The sequence below is a fragment of the Rhizobium sp. 01T444 genome, assembly GCF_056398305.1.
This window is the reverse complement of record NZ_JBFTPD010000007.1, coordinates 63,194-80,744: the sequence shown is the minus strand read 5'-3', so window position 1 is coordinate 80,744 and position 17,551 is coordinate 63,194. Positions and strand designations below refer to the sequence as shown.

Genomic DNA, 17,551 nt, shown 5'->3' with positions numbered 1-17,551 from the left:
CAGGTGGTAAAATAAACTTCTTGCCACCATGCGCTTTTCGCGCTTTCATACACGACTAGTTTAATAGACTATGGGGCGGACTGAGAATGTCTTTTCCGGCCTGGAATGGTTCCGAATGGAACCCGATTTAGCGGCGAACGTTTTGCATGGCCGCATGAACCTGCCCAACGCAGGGCTTCAAATGTTCTGCGTTGAAACCTTGATCGAGACACATGCGGATGAGCCGCAAGGGAGTTGAGATGACGGTTCAGGGACTTTTTTCCGGCAAGGCGAATGCGGCGGCCCAGATTTCCGCCGTGCCGCGCATTGCGATCGTTGGCCGCGGCTTTTCCGGCATGATGATGGCGGTGGCGCTGATGCGCACTGTGCGCACGCCGTTTCACCTCCAGCTTTTCGATCCGAACTCTACGGTCAATGGCGGCCAGGCGTTGGCGTCAGCAAGGTCCTCGACCATCCTTAATACGCGGGTGCGTGATCTCTCCGTTTCGCTCGGCGATCCCGACGATTTCAACGACTGGCTCTGTAGCAACGCCGAATTCCGCGCCGCCGTGCCAGCCGCAATCCCCGGTTTCCGGCAGATCTTCGTACCCAGGGAAATCTTCAGCGACTACGTCTACCAGCGCTTTTCAGAAGCGCTCGCTGCCCGCCGGGACATCACCGTCCAGGTTTGCCATGATCCGGTCGTGGCGATCCGCAGGAGCCATGGCAGCCGATTCCTGCTTGAAAGCGCCAATCCGTCTAATCCGCTTTTCGATACCGTGATCCTCGCGACAGGATACGGCCTGCCTCGACCCGAGGCCGAGGAGCAGGAGGTTTCACCGGTCAGGGCGCAGCGCCTCGTCGCTCGGCCGCATACAGTGCTGCTCGGCAGCGGCATTCGCGTCGTGGACCAGCTGCTGCAGCTTCGCGACGCCGGGTATGCCGGGCAGGTAACTATCATTTCACGGCACGGTTTCCTGCCGCAGAGCCATACGCCGAATTCCGCCGATCCGGTCTTCCCCGCTGAGGCGCTACCGCAAAGCCTGTCTGACATTGTCAGCTTCATCCGCCAGGCCTGCCGCGAGGCGGAAGAAGAGCGGCGAAGCTGGCAGTCGGTCATGAACGGCCTTCGCAGACACGCCCGTTCGCTCTGGCGATCGCTGCCGGCGCGTGAGAAGCGGCAGTTTAACCGGCATCTGCGGGCGATCTATGACAGTCACCGCAACCGCCTGCCGGAGACCATGCATCTGCGCCTCAAGCGGGAGCTTGCCGAGGGCCGCACGGTGCTCAGGCGCGGCCGCGCTGGGCGCCGAGGTCTCAGCGGACTGTTCTTCACGCCGGCCGGTTCGTCGAGCGAGGAGGTCATCCACGCCGAGCGCATCATCGATTGCCGCTGCCATGCGCCTGATCTTTCCGCTCCTCTGATTCAGAGCTTGCTCGCGGCGCGTCTCGCTATGCCTGACGAGCTTGCGCTTGGACTGGCGGTCAATGCCCGCGGCGAAACGTTCCTGGACGACGGCTTGTCGATCGATGGGCTTTTTGCGGTCGGCCCGCTCGGCCTCGGCAGCCTGCCGGACATCGATCTCGTGCCTGAAATCGTCACGCAGGCCTATTCGGCGTCGGAACGAATTGCGGAACGCTTCTATCCGCAGAGCCAGGCGGTCTGAGGGAATTCGTCGTTTCAGCTGGAACCATCGGCCCAAGCCGGCGTTATAGTGCGCTGGTAAAGCGTTTAGAGGGGCAGATGGAAGCGGTGGATCGATATGATACGTCTCTACAGAACGAGGGGCGTTTTCGGGTGCTCGTCGATGCAATCACCGACTATGCGATCTACATGCTGAGCCCCGAAGGACATGTGACGAGCTGGAATTCCGGCGCCCAGCGTTTCAAGGGGTATCGCGCTTCCGAAATCCTCGGCCAGCATTTTTCCCGATTTTATCTTGATGCCGATCGCGAAGCCGGCCTGCCAGCCCGCGCCCTGGCGATTGCCACGAAAGAGGGACGCTTCGAGGGTGAGGGCTGGCGCCAGCGCAAGGATGGTACGCGCTTCTGGGCACATGTCATCATCGATCCGATCCGCCATTCCTCGGGCGAGCTGATCGGCTTTGCCAAAATCACCCGTGACCTGACGGAGCGCAAGGCGGCAGAGAACGCATTGAAGCGCAGCGAAGAGCAGTTTCGCCTTCTGGTTCAGGGCGTCTCCGATTATGCGATCTACATGCTCGACCCCGAAGGCAACGTGACGAGCTGGAATTCCGGTGCCGAACGCATCAAGGGTTATAGGTCGGAAGAGATCATCGGCCGACACTTCTCCACTTTCTACACGGATGAGGATCGCCTTAACGGATTGCCTCAGCAGGCACTGGCCACCGCGAGCCGCGACGGACGGTTCGAAAAGGAGGGCTGGCGCCAGCGCAAGGACGGTTCCCGCTTCTGGGCCAGTATCGTGATCGACGCGATCAGGGACGATTTCGGCGAGATCATCGGCTTTGCGAAAATTACCCGCGACATTACCGAGAAGATGGAGACACAGCGTGCGCTGGAGCGGACCCGCGAAGAACTTTTCCAGGCACAGAAGATGGAGGCGATCGGCCAATTGACCGGCGGCATCGCGCACGACTTCAACAATCTGCTGATGGCAGTGCTGGGCAGCCTCGAAATCCTCAAGAAGCGCATGCCGCAGAACCCTGCATTGTCGCCGCTTGTCGACAATGCCATGCTCGGCGCCCAGCGCGGCGCGGCGCTGACCCAGCGCATGCTCGCCTTTTCCCGCCGCCAGGAGTTGCAGGTGGAGACGATCGATGTTTCCGAGCTTCTGCATGGCATGATGGACATGGTCGCGCGATCCCTCGGGCCGGTCTCCTCGCTTGAAACCGAATTTCCCGAGAGCCTGCCGACGATCGCGACTGACCCGGCACAGCTTGAGACGGCAGTGCTCAACCTCGTCGTCAATGCCCGCGACGCCATGCCTGGCGGCGGGCTTATTAGGATCAAAGCCACTGAAGAGGTTGTGCCTGACGGCGGCACCATGCCGGCCGGCCATTATGTGCGCGTCGCCGTTGCCGATGAGGGCGAAGGTATGGACGAAGAGACACTGAAACAGGCGGTGACCCCGTTCTTCACGACCAAGGGCGTCGGCAAGGGTACGGGTCTCGGTCTTTCCATGGTGCAGGGGCTCGCGGCTCAGTCCGGCGGCAGGCTCGTGCTGAAAAGTCGGCTCGGTGAAGGCACGGCAGCTGAGCTCTGGTTTCCTGTCACAGTAGCCGAAAACATTGTTGAACAGCCTGAACAATGCATGCCCGAAGCCGCAAATAACTCACGGCCGCTACGCATTCTTGCAGTCGATGATGACGGGCTGGTCCTGATGAACACCGCGCTGATGCTGCAGGATCTCGGCCACACGGTGATCGAGGCGACGGCCGGCGCCGACGCGCTCGATATTCTTCGCAACGAAAACGTCGATCTCGTTATCTCCGATCATGCCATGCCGCGCATGACAGGCTCGCAGCTTGCGCTGGCAATCCGCAGAGAGTGGCCGAAGATGCCGATCATCCTCGCAACTGGTTTTGCCGAGATTCCTGAGGGTTCTGGCATTATCGATATACCGCGCCTCGGTAAACCCTTCTCACAGGCGCAGCTTGCGGAGGCGATCAGCCGCATTGCCCAATAGATCTGTCGTTAAGACATTCTGCGAAGCCTGACTTCATTCCGCACGATATAGACGAGCAGCCCCGCCACCATGATCGCCAGCACATACCAGGTGATCGCATAGACAAGGTGGTTGTTCGGAAAGTCGAGGACCGTCAGCCCTCCGACGGGTAAGCCGCCGGCGTTGGGTGTCGCGTCAGCGTCGATGAAGAAGGGGGCAACGTCCGCAACCCCACGCTTTTCGGCGATGGCTGCGACATCGCGCGAATACCAGCGGTCGGCAGCCGGATCGTTGGAGCGCAGCAAGATGCCCTTCGGCTCGGTCATGCGCATCAGCCCAGTGACGGTTGTCGGCCCCGTGATCTGGCTTCGCGACCGTGAGGCGGGGTCGCGACGGTCGGTCGGTACGAAGCCGCGATTGATTGATATCGCGCTGCCGTCCGCGAGCCTGAACGGCGTCAGCACCCAATAGCCGGTGCCGAGCGCTGTCGATGCTGTGACCAGCGTTTCCTTGTCGTTTTCGAAAGTGCCTGTAGCCGTCACTCGCCGGTATTCGTCATCGGCGGCGCTGACCTTGCCCCAGTCGGCGCGAGTCGGCGGGGTGACGGGTTCGGCGTGGACGCGCGCATCGACGCGAGCGATGAGATCGAGTTTCCAGGAGAGGCGATAGACTTGCCAGGTGCCGAGCGCGATCAGGGCGGCGACGAGAGCCAGAAGGCCGAGCCCAAGGATCGCAAGGGTTAAGGCCGAACGCGGCCTGTCCTGTTGGTCGGAAGAGATATCGGTCATAGGTAAACCGCAACGGGCGGCGTTGCCGCCGCCCGTTCCTTTGCCTTTATGGCATGTTCTTCATCATTTCAGGGCTCATCGGCATCATGTTCGTATTCAGATGATACATGACCCAGAGCGAACCCGAGAGAGCGATGGCGACGATGATGATCGTGAAGATCAGCGCCATGATCGTCCAGCCGCCTTCCGACTTCGTGTTCATGTGCAGGAAGAAGATCATGTGAACGACGATCTGCACGGCGCCGAGCACCATCACGAAGATGGCGGTCACGACATGATTTGCGAAGACCTCTCCCATGACCAGCCAGAAGGGGATGGCAGTCAGGATGACGGAGAGAATGAAGCCCGTCACGTAGCTCTTGAAACTGCCGTGACCGGCCTGGTGCCCATGGCTGTGGCCGTGGTGAGCCTCGTGGGCATCCTCATGTGCAGGTGCTTGCGAACTCATCCGAGAACTCCCATCAAGTAAACGAAGGAAAAGACGCCGATCCAGACGACATCGAGGAAGTGCCAGAACATCGAAAGGCACATCAGACGGCGGCGGTTGGCTTCATGTAGGCCATGCATGGAGACCTGCACCATCAGCGTGATCAGCCAGATAATGCCGAAGGTGACGTGCAGACCGTGCGTACCGACCAGCGTGAAGAAAGACGACAGGAAGGCGCTGCGCTGCGGACCGGCGCCCTCGTGGATGAGGTGCACGAACTCGTAAAGTTCGAGGCCGAGGAAGGCCGCGCCGAAAAGGCCGGTTACGGCCAACCAGAACAGCGTTTCCGCCTTTGCGTTTCGCTCCATCTGCAGCATGGCAAAGCCATAGGTGATTGAGGAGAGCAGCAGCATCGAGGTGTTGATGGCGACCAGCGGCAGATCGAAGAGATCGGCCGGCGAAGGGCCGGCTGCATAGCTGCGGCCGAGCACGGCATGGGTGGCAAACAGCACTGAGAATATCAGGCTATCGCTCATCAGATAGAGCCAGAAGCCCAGATTGGTGCTGTTCTCCGGATGATGGTCTTCCGTCAGATAGAATTCAGGCTTTTGGGCCGTGTCGATAGTATGATCGCTCATGGTCTCTTACACCTGTTCGGCAAGCAACTGCGTGCGCTTGCCTTCCGTTTCGGTGACTTCATCCGCGGGGATATAGAAGTCGCGGTTGTAGTTGAAGGTATGGCCAATCGCGACGACGAGCATGGCAACGGCTGAGACGACCACCAGCCACCACATGTACCAGATCAAGCCGAAGGCGAGCGCGATACTGATGGCGGACAGAATCGCACCGGTGCCGGTATTCTTCGGCATGTGGATCGGCTTGAAGCCGCCGAGCGGACGCTCATAGCCGCGATTCTTCATGTCGTACCAGCTGTCGTGATCGTGCACGACCGGCGTGAAGGCGAAGTTGTAATCCGGCGGCGGTGAAGAGGTCGACCATTCCAGCGTGCGGCCGTTCCACGGATCGCCACTGTCGTCGCGCAGCTCTTCGCGCCTCATGAAGGAGACGACGATCTGGATCAGGAAGGACGCGATGCCAAGCGCGATCAGGCCAACGCCGAAGGCAGCGATGATGAACCAGATCTGCAGCGACGGATCGTCGAACTGGCTCATACGGCGGGTGACGCCCATCAGGCCAAGCACGTAGAGCGGCATGAAGGCGAACCAGAAGCCGATCTGCCAGAACCAGAAGCTCATCTTGCCCCAGAAGGGATCGAGCTTGAAGCCGAAGGCCTTCGGGAACCAGTAGTTCACGCCGGCGAACATGCCGAAGAGAACGCCGCCGATGATCACGTTATGAAAGTGGGCGATCAGGAATAGCGAGTTATGCAGCACGAAGTCGGCCGGCGGGACGGCAAGCATGACGCCGGTCATACCGCCGATGACGAAAGTCACCATGAAGCCGACCGTCCAMAGCATCGGCACCTCGTAACGGATACGGCCGCGATACATGGTGAAGAGCCAGTTGAACATCTTCGCCCCTGTCGGGATCGAGATGATCATCGTGGTGATACCGAAGAAGGAGTTGACGGAAGCGCCCGAACCCATCGTGAAGAAGTGGTGCAGCCAGACGAGGTAGGAGAGGATCATGATCACGCAGGTGGCGTAGACCATCGAAGCGTAGCCGAAGAGGCGCTTGCCGGAGAAGGTTGCGACCACTTCCGAGAAGATGCCGAAGGCCGGCAGAACCAGGATGTAGACTTCCGGGTGGCCCCAGATCCAGATGAGGTTGACATACATCATCGGATTGCCGCCGAGGTCGTTCGTGAAGAAGTTCGTGCCGGCATAGCGGTCGAGCGACAGGAGAGCGAGCGTTGCGGTCAGGATCGGGAAGGAAGCGACGATCAGGATGTTGGTGCAGAGTGCGGTCCAGGTGAAGACTGGCATCTTCATGAAGGTCATGCCCGGGGCGCGCATCTTCACAATGGTCGCAATCAGGTTGATGCCTGACAGCGTTGTGCCGACACCGGCCACCTGCAGGCCCCAGATGTAATAGTCGACGCCGACTCCAGGACTATAGGCGGCGCCCGAGAGCGGCGGATAAGCGAGCCAGCCTGTCTGAGCGAATTCACCGATGAAGAGCGAGATCATGATGATGATCGCGCCCGCCGTCGTCATCCAGAACGAGAAGTTGTTCAGGAACGGGAAGGAAACGTCGCGGGCACCGATCTGCAGCGGCACCACGAAGTTCATGAGGCCGGTGACAAAGGGCATCGCCACGAAGAAGATCATGATGACGCCGTGGGCGGTGAAGATCTGGTCGTAATGGTGCGGCGGCAGCGGGCCTTCATTACCGTTGAAGGCGATCGCCTGCTGCACGCGCATCAGGATGGCATCAGAGAAGCCGCGCAAAAGCATGATGACGGCCAGGATCACGTACATGATGCCGATCTTCTTGTGATCGACGCTGCAGATCCAGTCGCTCCAGAGCGAAGCCCAGAACTTGAAATAGGTGATGATGCCAAGCACCGCGATGGCGCCGATGACGACGCCGATGAAGGTCACGACCAGGATCGGCTCGTGATACGGGATCGAGTCGAGGGTCAACCGGCCGAAGATGAACTTCAGGAGGTCAGGATTGGAAAACATGGAACAACCCGTTCATTATGTCTTGCGACGCAAAGCGCCAGGTTAATTGTTATTGTTGTTGCTGAGCCGGCGCCGGAGTGCCGCCATTGTTCATGCCGGGCATGGAATGGCCGTCATGCTGCATGTCCATTCCGGGCATGTTCTGCATGCTGTTGCCATCGGCGCCAGCGGGCGCTTCCGTAGCTGGGGCTGCGGCCGCCGGTTCGACGGTGCCTTCCTCGGCATGGCGGTTGTCGTAGGTCAGCTTTTCGCGGTTTTCTTCGCTTTCCTTGCCGCCGCCGCCCATCATGTCGATGTGCATCATTTCGCTCGCACACATCTTGCCGGGCGTGGCGCACATGTTAAGGATCGCGTCGTAAAGATCAGCATCGGCGCCGGCGTAATAGCGCACCGGCTCCTTTTCGCTCGGCTTTTCGAGCTTCAGATAGGCGTCGCGGTTGAGCATCGTGCCGCGCTGCTTGACCTGCGCAACCCAGGCATCAAAGCCCTGCTGGTTCAGTCCGTGGAACTTGAAGCGCATGTGCGAGAAGCCTTCACCGCTGTAATTTGCGGAGAAGCCGTCATACTCGCCTTCCTTGTTGATGACGGCATGCAGTCTCGTTTGCATGCCGGGCATGGCATAGACCTGGCCGGCAAGGGCGGGGATGAAGAAGGAGTTCATCACCGAGGAGGCGGTGATCTTGAAGTCGATCGGCACGTCGACGGGAGCTGCTAGCTCATTGACCGTCGCAATGCCGAGGTCGGGATAGAAGAATAGCCATTTCCAGTCGAGCGCCACCACCTCGACGGTCAGCGGCTTGGTATCCGCCGGAATGGCACGGTCCGCATCGATACGGTCGAGCGGGCGGTAGGGATCGAGCTTGTGCGTGGAGATCCAGGTGACGGCGCCAAGCGCGATAATGATGGCGAGCGGCGCCGACCAGATCACGATTTCAAGGCGCGTGGAATGATGCCATTCGGGCGCGTAGTCCGCGGCCGCATTGGTGCGCCGGTAGCGCCAGGCGAAAAACAGTGTGAGGAAGATCACCGGAATGATGATCAACAGCATCAGCACCGTGGAGACGATGATGAGGTCACGCTGTTGGGTGGCGATATCGCCTGAGGGCGACATGACCACCATGTTGCATCCTGCCAAAAAAAACAGCGGCAAGATTAATAGAAGGCGGGAAAACTTCYGCAGTTTTGGCACGTCTCTAAGCTCTTTTTGTTTCGTTCGATTGCCGACTAAAGCACTGGCACGATGAGCGATATGAGGTCTTTGGTCGCAGTGCAACATGCATTTTGCACCGCGGGAGAAGTCAGCTTCCACGGCGCCCCGCAAATCCTGATAAAAGTGAGAAGGAAATTTTTCCGGCGCCGCTTCGTGTATAGCTGAAAAGCGTGGCTTTGCCCAATAAAACTCTGGAATAGGTCGGGATAGGTATCACACGATTTTTCCATCGCATCGATTTTTGAGAATTCGGCGTCAACTATTTGCGCAACAAGGACTTGATAAGCTGCAAATATGGAACAAGATCAGCTTGAGGTGCTTTGCAAAAAGCACCTTAAACGAGGGAGGCGTTTCATATGGCTACTGCCACACATTTAGGACCATCATCTTCATCGCTGGAGCGGGATGCGCGGCGCATTCACGATGACAAGCCGGTTTCGCCCGGCAGCATCGCCATCGGCGTGGTGATCGGTCGCATGTCGGAGTTTTTTGATTTCTTCGTTTACGGCCTCGCATCCGTTCTCGTCTTTCCGCAACTCGTCTTTCCCTTCGCCCCGGACCGGCTGACGGCCACGCTCTATTCTTTCGCGATTTTCTCACTGGCCTTCCTCGCCCGTCCTGTCGGCTCCGTCGTCTTCATGACGATTGACCGCTTCTATGGGCGCGGCACCAAGCTCACCATCGCGCTTTTCCTGCTTGGCGGCTCGACGGCATCGATCGCCTTCCTGCCGGGCTACGATGAAATCGGCTACTGGTCGATTGCGCTATTGGCGCTCTTCCGGCTCGGGCAGGGCTTTGCGCTCGGCGGCGCGTGGGATGGCCTTGCATCGCTGCTTGCCCTCAATGCGCCGCCGAATCATCGCGGCTGGTATGCAATGATCCCGCAGCTCGGCGCACCGATCGGCTTTGCGCTGGCGAGTATCCTGTTCGGTTACTTTGTCGCCAACCTCTCCCCGGAAGACTTCCTCTCATGGGGCTGGCGTTATCCGTTCTTCGTCGCCTTCGCGATCAACGTCGTCGCGCTCTTTGCCCGCCTTCGGCTTGTCATGACCAAGGATTTCGGCACGCTCTTGGAACAGCATGAGCTTGAAGCAGCACCAATCCTCGACGTGCTGCGCGTCCACGGCCGCGATATCCTGATCGGCGCTTTCGTGCCGCTTGCAAGCTTTGCCATGTTCCACCTCGTCACCATCTTCCCGCTCAGCTGGATGAGCCTTTACGGCAACCAGCGGATCGGTGCCTTCATGGTGGTGCAAGTCATCGGCGCCGTGGTCGGCTTCGTTGCCATCATTGCCTCGGGTGTGATTGCCGACCGCATCGGCCGGCGTAAGCAGCTTGCGATCTGCGCTGTGCTGATTGCGATCTTCAGCTTCATCGGCCCGTTCCTGATTGGCGCCGGCAACACCGGTCATGACGCCTTCCTCATCATCGGCTTCGGCGTGCTCGGCCTTTCCTTCGGCCAGGCGACCGGCTCCATCTCGTCGCGCTTCGGCCGCGGCTATCGCTACACTGGTGCGGCCTTCACCTCCGATCTTGCCTGGCTGATCGGCGCTGGCTTCGCACCGCTGGTGGCGCTCAGTCTGTCGAGCCAGTTCGGCCTGCCCTTCGTTGGCTACTACCTGCTCTCGGGCGCGATCTGCACGCTGGCGGCTCTTGCATTCAGCAGGGCGCTGGAGCAGCGTGAGTAGCGCATAGGCATAACGAAATGGCCCGCCTGGGAAACCAGGCGGGCCATTTTGTTTGGGATCTATTTTCGGGTTCTACTGCGCCATCTGCGGCTGCTTGGCAGCGCGCGCGGCGGTCAGTTCGGCAGTCGTGTGGTTGAGACGGTCGGCGAGCACGCGCATGATCTCCACGGCCATTTCCGGGAAATCGCTCAGAAGCTTGAGGAAATGTTCCTTGCTGATGCGCAGGACTTCGAGCGGCGAGGTGGCGCGCACGGTCGCGGTACGCGAGACGTCGCAGAGAATGGCAATTTCGCCCACGATGGAATTGACCTCAACATCGGCGACCTTGATTTCGCCGGCAGGTGAGGAAACGATGATATCGGCGGTGCCTGACAGTACGACATAGGCGGCGTCGCCAACATCGCCCTGACGGAACAGGTTCTGGCCGGCGTTGTAGGTCATACGGTCGGAGGTGAACGCCAAGAGCTTGAGTTTCGCCGGTGCGATCCTCGAGAAGATCGGCACCCGCCGCAGCATTTCGACTTCATCTCTCAACAGCATGAGCGTTATAACCCCCTGCCGCATGGTCCTTGATCATGCGCTAAAAACCAATTCCAAGCGCCTTGCGAGCGCCGTCTCTGCCGCCCCAATAGAATATTACGATAACAGTTCCTTGAACATCCCGTTTTTCTCGGAAAGTTCCGGATAGTTGCCCGCCTCGGCAAGATCGCCGCGATTGAAGAGCAGAATCCGATCGAAGATTTCCGCAAGCTTGGCGTTGGACAATACCCAGATGATCGCCGGGCGCTTGCCTTCCTCGTGCAGGCCTTCGATGATGTTGTGGGTGATCTGGTCCTGGATGCGTTGGTCGAGCGCCGGGATCGGCCGGTTGAAGATGAAGTAGTCGGAACGCTTGAGCAGGGCGCGGGCGAGATTGAGCTTCTGCCGCTGCACCCCCGTCAGGCGCTTGCCGCCGGAGCCGACGTCAAATTCGAGCCCGATCGACAATACGTCGTCATAGAGATCGAGCGCATCGAACAGTTCACCCATGATGAGGCGGATGCGGTCGGAGGCATCGGCCTGCTGATAGGCGATGCGGCCGAAGAGCACATTGTCCATCAGGCTCGCGGATGCCGTGAAGCGGCTGATGTCGTAACGCTCGATCAGCTCGGCGAGATCGTCGGGGATGTTCTGGTGGAACTGCTTGCGGGCGCTGACGATCTTGTCCATCAGCGCCTGGGTCAAGAGGCCGAAGCGGTGCCGTGGTTCGATATAGGCRAAGCTCAGGCGGATGATGCTTGCCCGGTCTTCCGGCGTCGCATCCTCGAAGCGCTTGCCCTGCAGCTTCTGCAGCAGCGCCTGGTAGGTCGGAATGTCGTCCGCCGTCATGAAGGTGAGCTGCTGGAAGAAGGGGTGATCCGGCGGCAGGTCGTGGAAGAGTTCCACCGCGTTCTCGGCGATTTCCAGGCCCATAGCATAGAGATCTGTGCTGAGCCCGGTATCGCGGAAGAGCTGCTGGAAATAGGGATGGCCGGCAAGCCGGCGGTTGTTCATCAGCGGCCGCTTCATCGTGCCGAAGAGCAGGTTTTCGCCGACGGTCGCCTGTGTGTTGTAAGCGTCGAAATCGAAGGGCACGACGATAGCGTCGAGGTTTTCCCTGGCAAGCCGCTCGCGCAGCGACGTCCGAAGCTTGACGATATGGCTGCCGAGCGCAGTATGAACCTCGGTGTTGACGGTGGAACGCAGCGCCAGATCCAGAATGTCCTGCGACATCATGACGGCGTCGAGCACCGGCCGGATCGCCTTCAGCAGGTCTTCAGGCCCTTTTGCGCCGGCAGCATCGTAGTCGACCCAGTCGCTGTTGAGATCGAGCGTCGGATTGCCGGCCTTCTGCGATTCAGCCACATGCCATTTGTATTCCTGCGCGGCCTTGCCGTCATATTCGGGCTCTTTCATCGGAGCATGCTTGAGGCCGTAGACCAGATTGTCGCGGAGCGTGCCGTGGAAGAAGTAGCTTTCGGCGGACGCATAGGAGATGCGCCGGCCGGTGATCGATTCCGGCAGATCCAGCAGGTCCTGCCCGTCGATGGTGATGCGGCCGGAATCCGGCCATACGAGACGGCCGAGCGCTTCGGCGAAGGCTTCTGCACCGCTGCCGTTCGGCCCGACGATCGCAACCGTCTCGTTCGGTTTGATCTCGACCGAGACGTGGTCGACGAGGCGGGCGCCGCTGTCGTCGCTGACAGAGAGGTTTGTGACGACGAAGGCACTGGTCAGCGGTGCGACCGGCGCCGTTGCAAGCTCCTGGATGCGGCTGTCGATCAGCGGCTCGACATTGAACTGCTCGTAGACCTGCGCATATTTGACCTGCACGTCCTGGCGCATCTGGTCCCAGTCGATCAGTTCCTTCAGCGGGCCGGGCAGGTCCTTGTAGGCGGAAATGACGGCGACGAGCTGGCCGATGTCGAGCCGACCCTGCAGAGCCAGATAGCCGCCAATCGCGTAGAAGAGGAAGGGTGTGACCTGGGCGAGGAAGTTGTTGATGAACTTGACCAGGAACTTCCACTGATAAAGATCGTAGCGGATCGAGAAGATGCGGCCGAGGCGGGTTGCGATATCGGCGCGCTCGAAGTTGGAGGTGTCGTTGCCGTGGATCGTGCCGATGCCGTCAACGATCTCCCCCACGCGCCCTGAAAGTTCACGCGCGGTCAGCTGCCGCTGACGGCCGAGTTCGAGCAAGCGCTTGCGCATGCGGGGAATGACGATCGCCTGGACGCCGACGATGCCCGCCGCGATCATGCCGAGCCAGAAATTCTGGATGATGATGAAGGCAAGCGCGGTGATCGCCTGGCCGCCGAGCAGGGCGGGCGAGACGAAGGCGTCGCCCGTGAAGCCGCCCATCGGCTCCACCTCGTCCTTGATCATGGTGGCGATTTCGGCCGATTTCACCCGCTTGAAATGGGCGGGCGGGAAGCGCAGCACGCGATCGATAAGCTCGAAGCGGATACGGCGCAGCATGCGTTCGCCGAGCCGACCCTTGTACGTATTGATATAGAACTTGAAGAGGCCGTTCAGCACCACCAGCGCCAGGAAGACGAGGCTCAGTGCCATCAGCATCTGGAAGCGGTTGAGCTCCAGGCCCTTGAAGAGTTCGACATGGCCGATCAGCGGAATGTCGTAGGCGATATGCATGAAGATCTGTCGCGCCCCCGGCCCCTCGAAGCCGTCGCCTTGAATAGGTCCGTTGACGATCTGCTTCGGCAGGTCGAAGGACAGGAAGTAGGGCACCATGGAAAATGCGACGACGAGCAGAATCCAGAGCTGCTGCAGCCGCGTGTTCTTCCAGATGTAGCGCGCGAGGCTTTTTTCCATGGCTAACCGTCAGACTGTGGGAAAAGTCCGTACAGCGATCCTGATGCTGGGGAAGAGGGAATCTCCGAGTACAGGACCATGCAGTCAGACCGCCGATATCGCAACGAAAACAAGGCGGAGCGGACTGATGTCGAAACGCCGATTCTCGCCGGAATTTTTCTTATATCACATGAATTTTAGAATAGGCGAGGGTTTCAGCCGATCATTGAACGAATGATGGCGGCACTTTTTGCGGCTCCGTCGAGATCGAGGGAAATGGCCGGACGCGGTGGGGCGGCAAGCGCCCGCTCGACCGCAGCTTTGACATCGTCGAGGGTCAGCCCCTGCTCCGGCAGGATTTCGGCAAGACCGAGCGCCTGCAGTCGTGCGGCGCGCACGGTCTGCTCCGTTTCGCCTGCGGCCACGAAGGGGATGAGGATCGAGCGGCATTGCGTGCGCAGGAGATCACCCACCGTGTTGTAGCCGGCCTGCGAGATCGAGACTTTGGCGCCACGCAGCAGCGAAGGGAAATCCTTGCGGAACCGTACCAGCGTGACATTGGCGGGTGCATCTTCCGACAATGCGGAAAAATCGGCTGCGGGAAGGTTGGGGCCGGTGATTAGCAGCCAGCTGATATCGGCAGGCAGGAGTGCGGCCGCCTCGCGCGCGGCGCGGATCAGCTCCAGCCCGACGGCGCCGCCGCCTGCCGAAGCGATGATGTCGAATGTCTCGGATGGTTCCGGCGCCGGCGACGGAGCAACGAGACCGGTATAGCGCAGCCGATCGGCGATCTCAGCTGTCAGAGGGAAAGTATCTTCCAGCCGCACGAAGTCAGGATCGCCATGGACGAACACGGCGTCGAAATGGTCCTTGACCAGCTTGACGGTTTCCTCGTCGCGGCCGGGCTTGCGGTTTTCTTGTAGGATGTCGCGCACGGAACTCAAAAGCTTCGGGCGCGGGCTGGCCTTTTCGATCGCCTCGAGCAGCGGCAGCAGTTCGAAGCGCATCTGCCGGCGCCCGAAGGGAAAAGCCTCGATGATGACAACGTCAGGCTTTTCCTCGTCGAAGGCTTTGAGAAGCAGGTCGCGGCGATTGGAGAGGAATTCCTCGTTGGCTGGCTTCCCATCGGCAGCAGCAAGACCGGAAAAGCCGATATTGCTGGCGACGACCGGCGGCAATTCGACTGTTCTGACACCCTCGCCCGGAAAGCCCGGCACGGGCAGGCCGCCGGTAACGACCGTTACCTCGAAACCATCCTTCACCAATGCATTGGCGATACGGCTCGCACGCGCAATATGGCCGATGCCGAGCAGATGCTGGACATAAAAGAAGATGCGGGGAGCCCTCATGACGCCTTCTGCCATTCTGCCTCGAACAGGCCACTCAACTGCCGGATGCTGGAGTGATAATCGAAGTGGCCGCGCACGCGCTCCTCGGCCGCGTCGCCCAACCGCTTGCGCAGATCGGGATTACGGATCGCCGTCTCGAGTGCTTTTGCAAGCGCTGACGGATCTTCCGGTGGCACGACCAGACCGTTCTCACCATCGCTCAGCAGTTCCGGTACGCCTGAGACATTGGTGGAGAGACAGACGAGCCGCTGACTGGAGGCTTCGACCAGCACATTGGGCAGTCCGTCGCGGTCGCCATTGGTGGCGATGCGGCAGGCGAGCGTGAAGAGATCGGCGCGGCGATAATGCTCAAGCACATCTTCCTGCGCCAGCGCGCCTTTCCAGGTGATGCGCTCGGCAAGGCCGAGTTCAGCCGCAAGTTTCTTCAGCTTGGAAAGCTCCTCGCCGCCGCCGATATGGTCCATGTGCCAATTCAGTTCTTTCGGTAGCAGGGAAAGGGCGCGCAACAGTACGTCATAGCCCTTCTTTTCCACTGCGCGGCCGACGCTGAGGATGAAGGCGGGGTCGGCGGGATCGCTGCCATTGCGGTTCGAACGCTCGCCGGCGAAATGGCCGAAGCGGGCAAGGTCCAGGCCGTGATAGCTCAGATGTACCGCATCCTTGCGGCCGGTCAGCGCTTTCATATGCTCGTAGCCGCTGCGGGTGCAGGTCACGGCCCAACGGGCGCTTCCAAGCTTCTGGCCGAGGTCCCAGTCGGGCGAGGTCCAGATATCCTTGGCATGGGCGGAGCAGGTCCAGGGCGTGCCTGTCAGAATGCTCGCATATTCCGTCACGGAAGCTGGCGTGTGTATGAAATGAGCATGCAGCCATTCGCCGTTGTCAGGCCATTCGCGCGCCAGCACCAGGGCCTGTCCGAGCCGGCGGAAGCGGTTGCGAGAGATATCGCGCGGCAGATCGGCGAAGAAACGCTTCATCAGCGCACCGAAGCCTGGTTTCGAAAAACCGGCGAAAAGGCCCTTCAGCACACGGATCGGCTCTTCGTGCAGATATTCCGGCAGATAGACGACGCGCGCCTTGATCTCGTCATGGACAGGATGACGCTTCTTGTCGGTCGGCCGGCGCATGGAAATCAGCGTCAGGTCGAAGCCGGCCTTTTCGAGACCGAGCAATTCCTGGGCGATGAAGGTTTCCGAAAGGCGAGGATAGCCTTTCAGCACAACGAGGATCTTGCGGCGTGGCGGCAAAGGATGGCTCTTTATTCTGCGCCGACGAGGGAAAGATGGCGTCCTCGGCTGTCCAGCCATCCGCCAACGGTGCGGGAAATATGATCCAGCCCCTCAAGGTGCATGTTGCAGCCGCTCTTCGACGGCGGCAGCCGCGAGGGCAGGCGCTTCAGCGTCTCCGCCATGACGGAGGGGTCGGCCGAGTGCTCAGGCAGCAGCATGTCGATGAGACCGAGTTCGCTGGCGCGGCGGGCGCGCAGAAGCTGCTCCTCGCGCGGGGCGACGCGCGGCACGATGAGCGCCGGCTTGTCGAAGGAGAGGATCTCGCAGTAGGTGTTGTAGCCACCCATGGCGACGACGGCGGTCGCGCCGTCGATCAACTCTTCCATGTGATTGTCGAACTCGATCACCTCGATATAGGAGATCTTCTCCCCTTTTTTGACCAGCTTTGCACGTTCGGCCGCCGGCATGTAGGGGCCGAGCACGACAAGCGCCTTCTGCGTCAGCGTCTCGTCGGCCTCATAGGCATTCATCACGTCGTGAACGAGATCGGAGCCGTCGCCACCGCCGCCTGTCGTCACCAGGATATAGTCATCCTTGCGGGCATTCAGCGAGTTCTTGCCCTTGGAGACGCTACGCTGCAGGAAACCGACGAAATCCATCTTGCGGCGAACCCCCGGGGGCACGTCGAGGCCGACAAGCGGATCGTAGAAATCCGGCGGCCCATAGACCCAGATGCTGTCGTAGTACTGGTCGATCTTCTGCATGACGCTGTTTCTCTTCCACTCGGCTTCAAGCAGATGTGGTGCGTCCATGATCTCTCGCAAACCAAGCACCAGAGTGGTGCCGCGCGACTTCAGATAGGCAAGCGTTTCCTCAATCTCGCCCTTCAGGCCCATAGGCTCCTTGTCGACGATGAAGATATCGGGCTGGAAGGTTTCGGCGGTATGACGAATGCTCGATTCGCGCATCTTCAGCGTGTCCTGAAGATCGATATGGCTGGCGAGCGACGTATATTCACCATTGCGAAGCTTGATGACGCTCGGGATCTTCACGAAATCGACTCGCGCGCGGTAGTCGAAGGCGCCGGCAATCGTCGCGCCCGAGATGATGAGAATATTCAGGCCGCGATAATCCTCGACGAGGGCATGGGCGATCGTGCGGCAACGGCGCAGGTGGCCGAGGCCGAACGTATCGTGGCTGTACATGAGGATGCGCGCATCTTCGAGGCGTCTGGCCATGTGGGTGCCCTCTGAGGTG

The 17,551-nt window shown here is 60.1% G+C and carries 12 protein-coding genes and 1 pseudogene; 3 read left to right on the top strand and 10 right to left on the bottom strand.

The window, feature by feature from the left end; genetic code table 11:
• The first annotated feature begins 239 nt into the window (after positions 1–239).
• Together AC1DTN_RS13080 and AC1DTN_RS13075 are read left to right on the top strand one after the other, a co-directional pair.
• Positions 240–1,646 (top strand): FAD/NAD(P)-binding protein, encoded by a 1,407-nt coding sequence (locus tag AC1DTN_RS13080; RefSeq protein WP_477921281.1) that lies wholly within the window; start codon positions 240–242, stop codon positions 1,644–1,646.
• Between the two features lie 77 nt (positions 1,647–1,723).
• The gene (locus AC1DTN_RS13075) at positions 1,724–3,649 is read left to right on the top strand and encodes a hybrid sensor histidine kinase/response regulator (protein ID WP_477921280.1); all 1,926 of its coding nucleotides are present in this window, start codon (positions 1,724–1,726) and stop codon (positions 3,647–3,649) included.
• An 8-nt stretch (positions 3,650–3,657) separates the two neighbouring features.
• Here the strand turns inward: AC1DTN_RS13075 and AC1DTN_RS13070 are convergent, their stop codons facing one another.
• The 5 genes and pseudogenes from AC1DTN_RS13070 to cyoA form a co-directional block, all read right to left on the bottom strand.
• On the bottom strand, positions 3,658–4,416 hold the full coding sequence (locus AC1DTN_RS13070; protein WP_439017624.1) for an SURF1 family protein: 759 nt from the start codon (positions 4,414–4,416) through the stop codon (positions 3,658–3,660).
• 46 nt (positions 4,417–4,462) lie between these two features.
• The gene (gene cyoD, locus AC1DTN_RS13065; RefSeq protein WP_025669824.1) at positions 4,463–4,864 is read right to left on the bottom strand and encodes a cytochrome o ubiquinol oxidase subunit IV; all 402 of its coding nucleotides are present in this window, start codon (positions 4,862–4,864) and stop codon (positions 4,463–4,465) included.
• Positions 4,861–5,481, bottom strand: coding sequence for a cytochrome o ubiquinol oxidase subunit III (gene cyoC / locus AC1DTN_RS13060; protein ID WP_439017625.1), 621 nt, complete (start codon positions 5,479–5,481; stop codon positions 4,861–4,863). The genes cyoD and cyoC overlap by 4 nt, the downstream gene beginning before the upstream one ends.
• A gap of 6 nt (positions 5,482–5,487) precedes the next feature.
• Entirely contained in the window at positions 5,488–7,491 is a 2,004-nt protein-coding gene (gene cyoB, locus AC1DTN_RS13055) for a cytochrome o ubiquinol oxidase subunit I (protein WP_439017626.1), read from the bottom strand.
• A 42-nt stretch (positions 7,492–7,533) separates the two neighbouring features.
• Positions 7,534–8,680, bottom strand: a pseudogene (cyoA, locus tag AC1DTN_RS13050) (ubiquinol oxidase subunit II).
• Between the two features lie 377 nt (positions 8,681–9,057).
• Between cyoA and AC1DTN_RS13045 the strand changes: the two are divergent.
• Entirely contained in the window at positions 9,058–10,389 is a 1,332-nt protein-coding gene (locus AC1DTN_RS13045; RefSeq protein ID WP_439017627.1) for an MFS transporter, read from the top strand.
• Positions 10,390–10,461: 72 nt separating this feature from the next.
• Here the strand turns inward: AC1DTN_RS13045 and AC1DTN_RS13040 are convergent, their stop codons facing one another.
• From AC1DTN_RS13040 to AC1DTN_RS13020, 5 genes are all read right to left on the bottom strand, one after another.
• The gene (locus tag AC1DTN_RS13040; RefSeq protein WP_025669918.1) at positions 10,462–10,929 is read right to left on the bottom strand and encodes a cyclic nucleotide-binding domain-containing protein; all 468 of its coding nucleotides are present in this window, start codon (positions 10,927–10,929) and stop codon (positions 10,462–10,464) included.
• Between the two features lie 96 nt (positions 10,930–11,025).
• The gene (locus tag AC1DTN_RS13035) at positions 11,026–13,740 is read right to left on the bottom strand and encodes an ABC transporter transmembrane domain-containing protein (protein ID WP_477921279.1); all 2,715 of its coding nucleotides are present in this window, start codon (positions 13,738–13,740) and stop codon (positions 11,026–11,028) included.
• 194 nt (positions 13,741–13,934) lie between these two features.
• On the bottom strand, positions 13,935–15,068 hold the full coding sequence (locus AC1DTN_RS13030; protein ID WP_477921278.1) for a glycosyltransferase family protein: 1,134 nt from the start codon (positions 15,066–15,068) through the stop codon (positions 13,935–13,937).
• The gene (locus AC1DTN_RS13025; RefSeq protein ID WP_439017630.1) at positions 15,065–16,312 is read right to left on the bottom strand and encodes a glycosyltransferase family 4 protein; all 1,248 of its coding nucleotides are present in this window, start codon (positions 16,310–16,312) and stop codon (positions 15,065–15,067) included. The genes AC1DTN_RS13030 and AC1DTN_RS13025 overlap by 4 nt, the downstream gene beginning before the upstream one ends.
• Before the next feature lie 11 nt (positions 16,313–16,323).
• The gene (locus AC1DTN_RS13020) at positions 16,324–17,532 is read right to left on the bottom strand and encodes a glycosyltransferase family protein (protein WP_439017631.1); all 1,209 of its coding nucleotides are present in this window, start codon (positions 17,530–17,532) and stop codon (positions 16,324–16,326) included.
• Positions 17,533–17,551 lie beyond the last annotated feature (19 nt).

Coding starts and splice junctions, on each gene's coding strand:
- cyoD (WP_025669824.1), bottom strand. CDS start 4,864: ATGAGTTCGCAAGCACCTGCACATGAGGATGCCCACGAGGCTCACCAC.
- AC1DTN_RS13030 (WP_477921278.1), bottom strand. CDS start 15,068: ATGAGGGCTCCCCGCATCTTCTTTTATGTCCAGCATCTGCTCGGCATC.
- AC1DTN_RS13040 (WP_025669918.1), bottom strand. CDS start 10,929: ATGCTGTTGAGAGATGAAGTCGAAATGCTGCGGCGGGTGCCGATCTTC.
- cyoC (WP_439017625.1), bottom strand. CDS start 5,481: ATGAGCGATCATACTATCGACACGGCCCAAAAGCCTGAATTCTATCTG.
- AC1DTN_RS13080 (WP_477921281.1), top strand. CDS start 240: ATGACGGTTCAGGGACTTTTTTCCGGCAAGGCGAATGCGGCGGCCCAG.
- AC1DTN_RS13070 (WP_439017624.1), bottom strand. CDS start 4,416: ATGACCGATATCTCTTCCGACCAACAGGACAGGCCGCGTTCGGCCTTA.
- AC1DTN_RS13075 (WP_477921280.1), top strand. CDS start 1,724: ATGGAAGCGGTGGATCGATATGATACGTCTCTACAGAACGAGGGGCGT.
- AC1DTN_RS13045 (WP_439017627.1), top strand. CDS start 9,058: ATGGCTACTGCCACACATTTAGGACCATCATCTTCATCGCTGGAGCGG.
- AC1DTN_RS13020 (WP_439017631.1), bottom strand. CDS start 17,532: ATGGCCAGACGCCTCGAAGATGCGCGCATCCTCATGTACAGCCACGAT.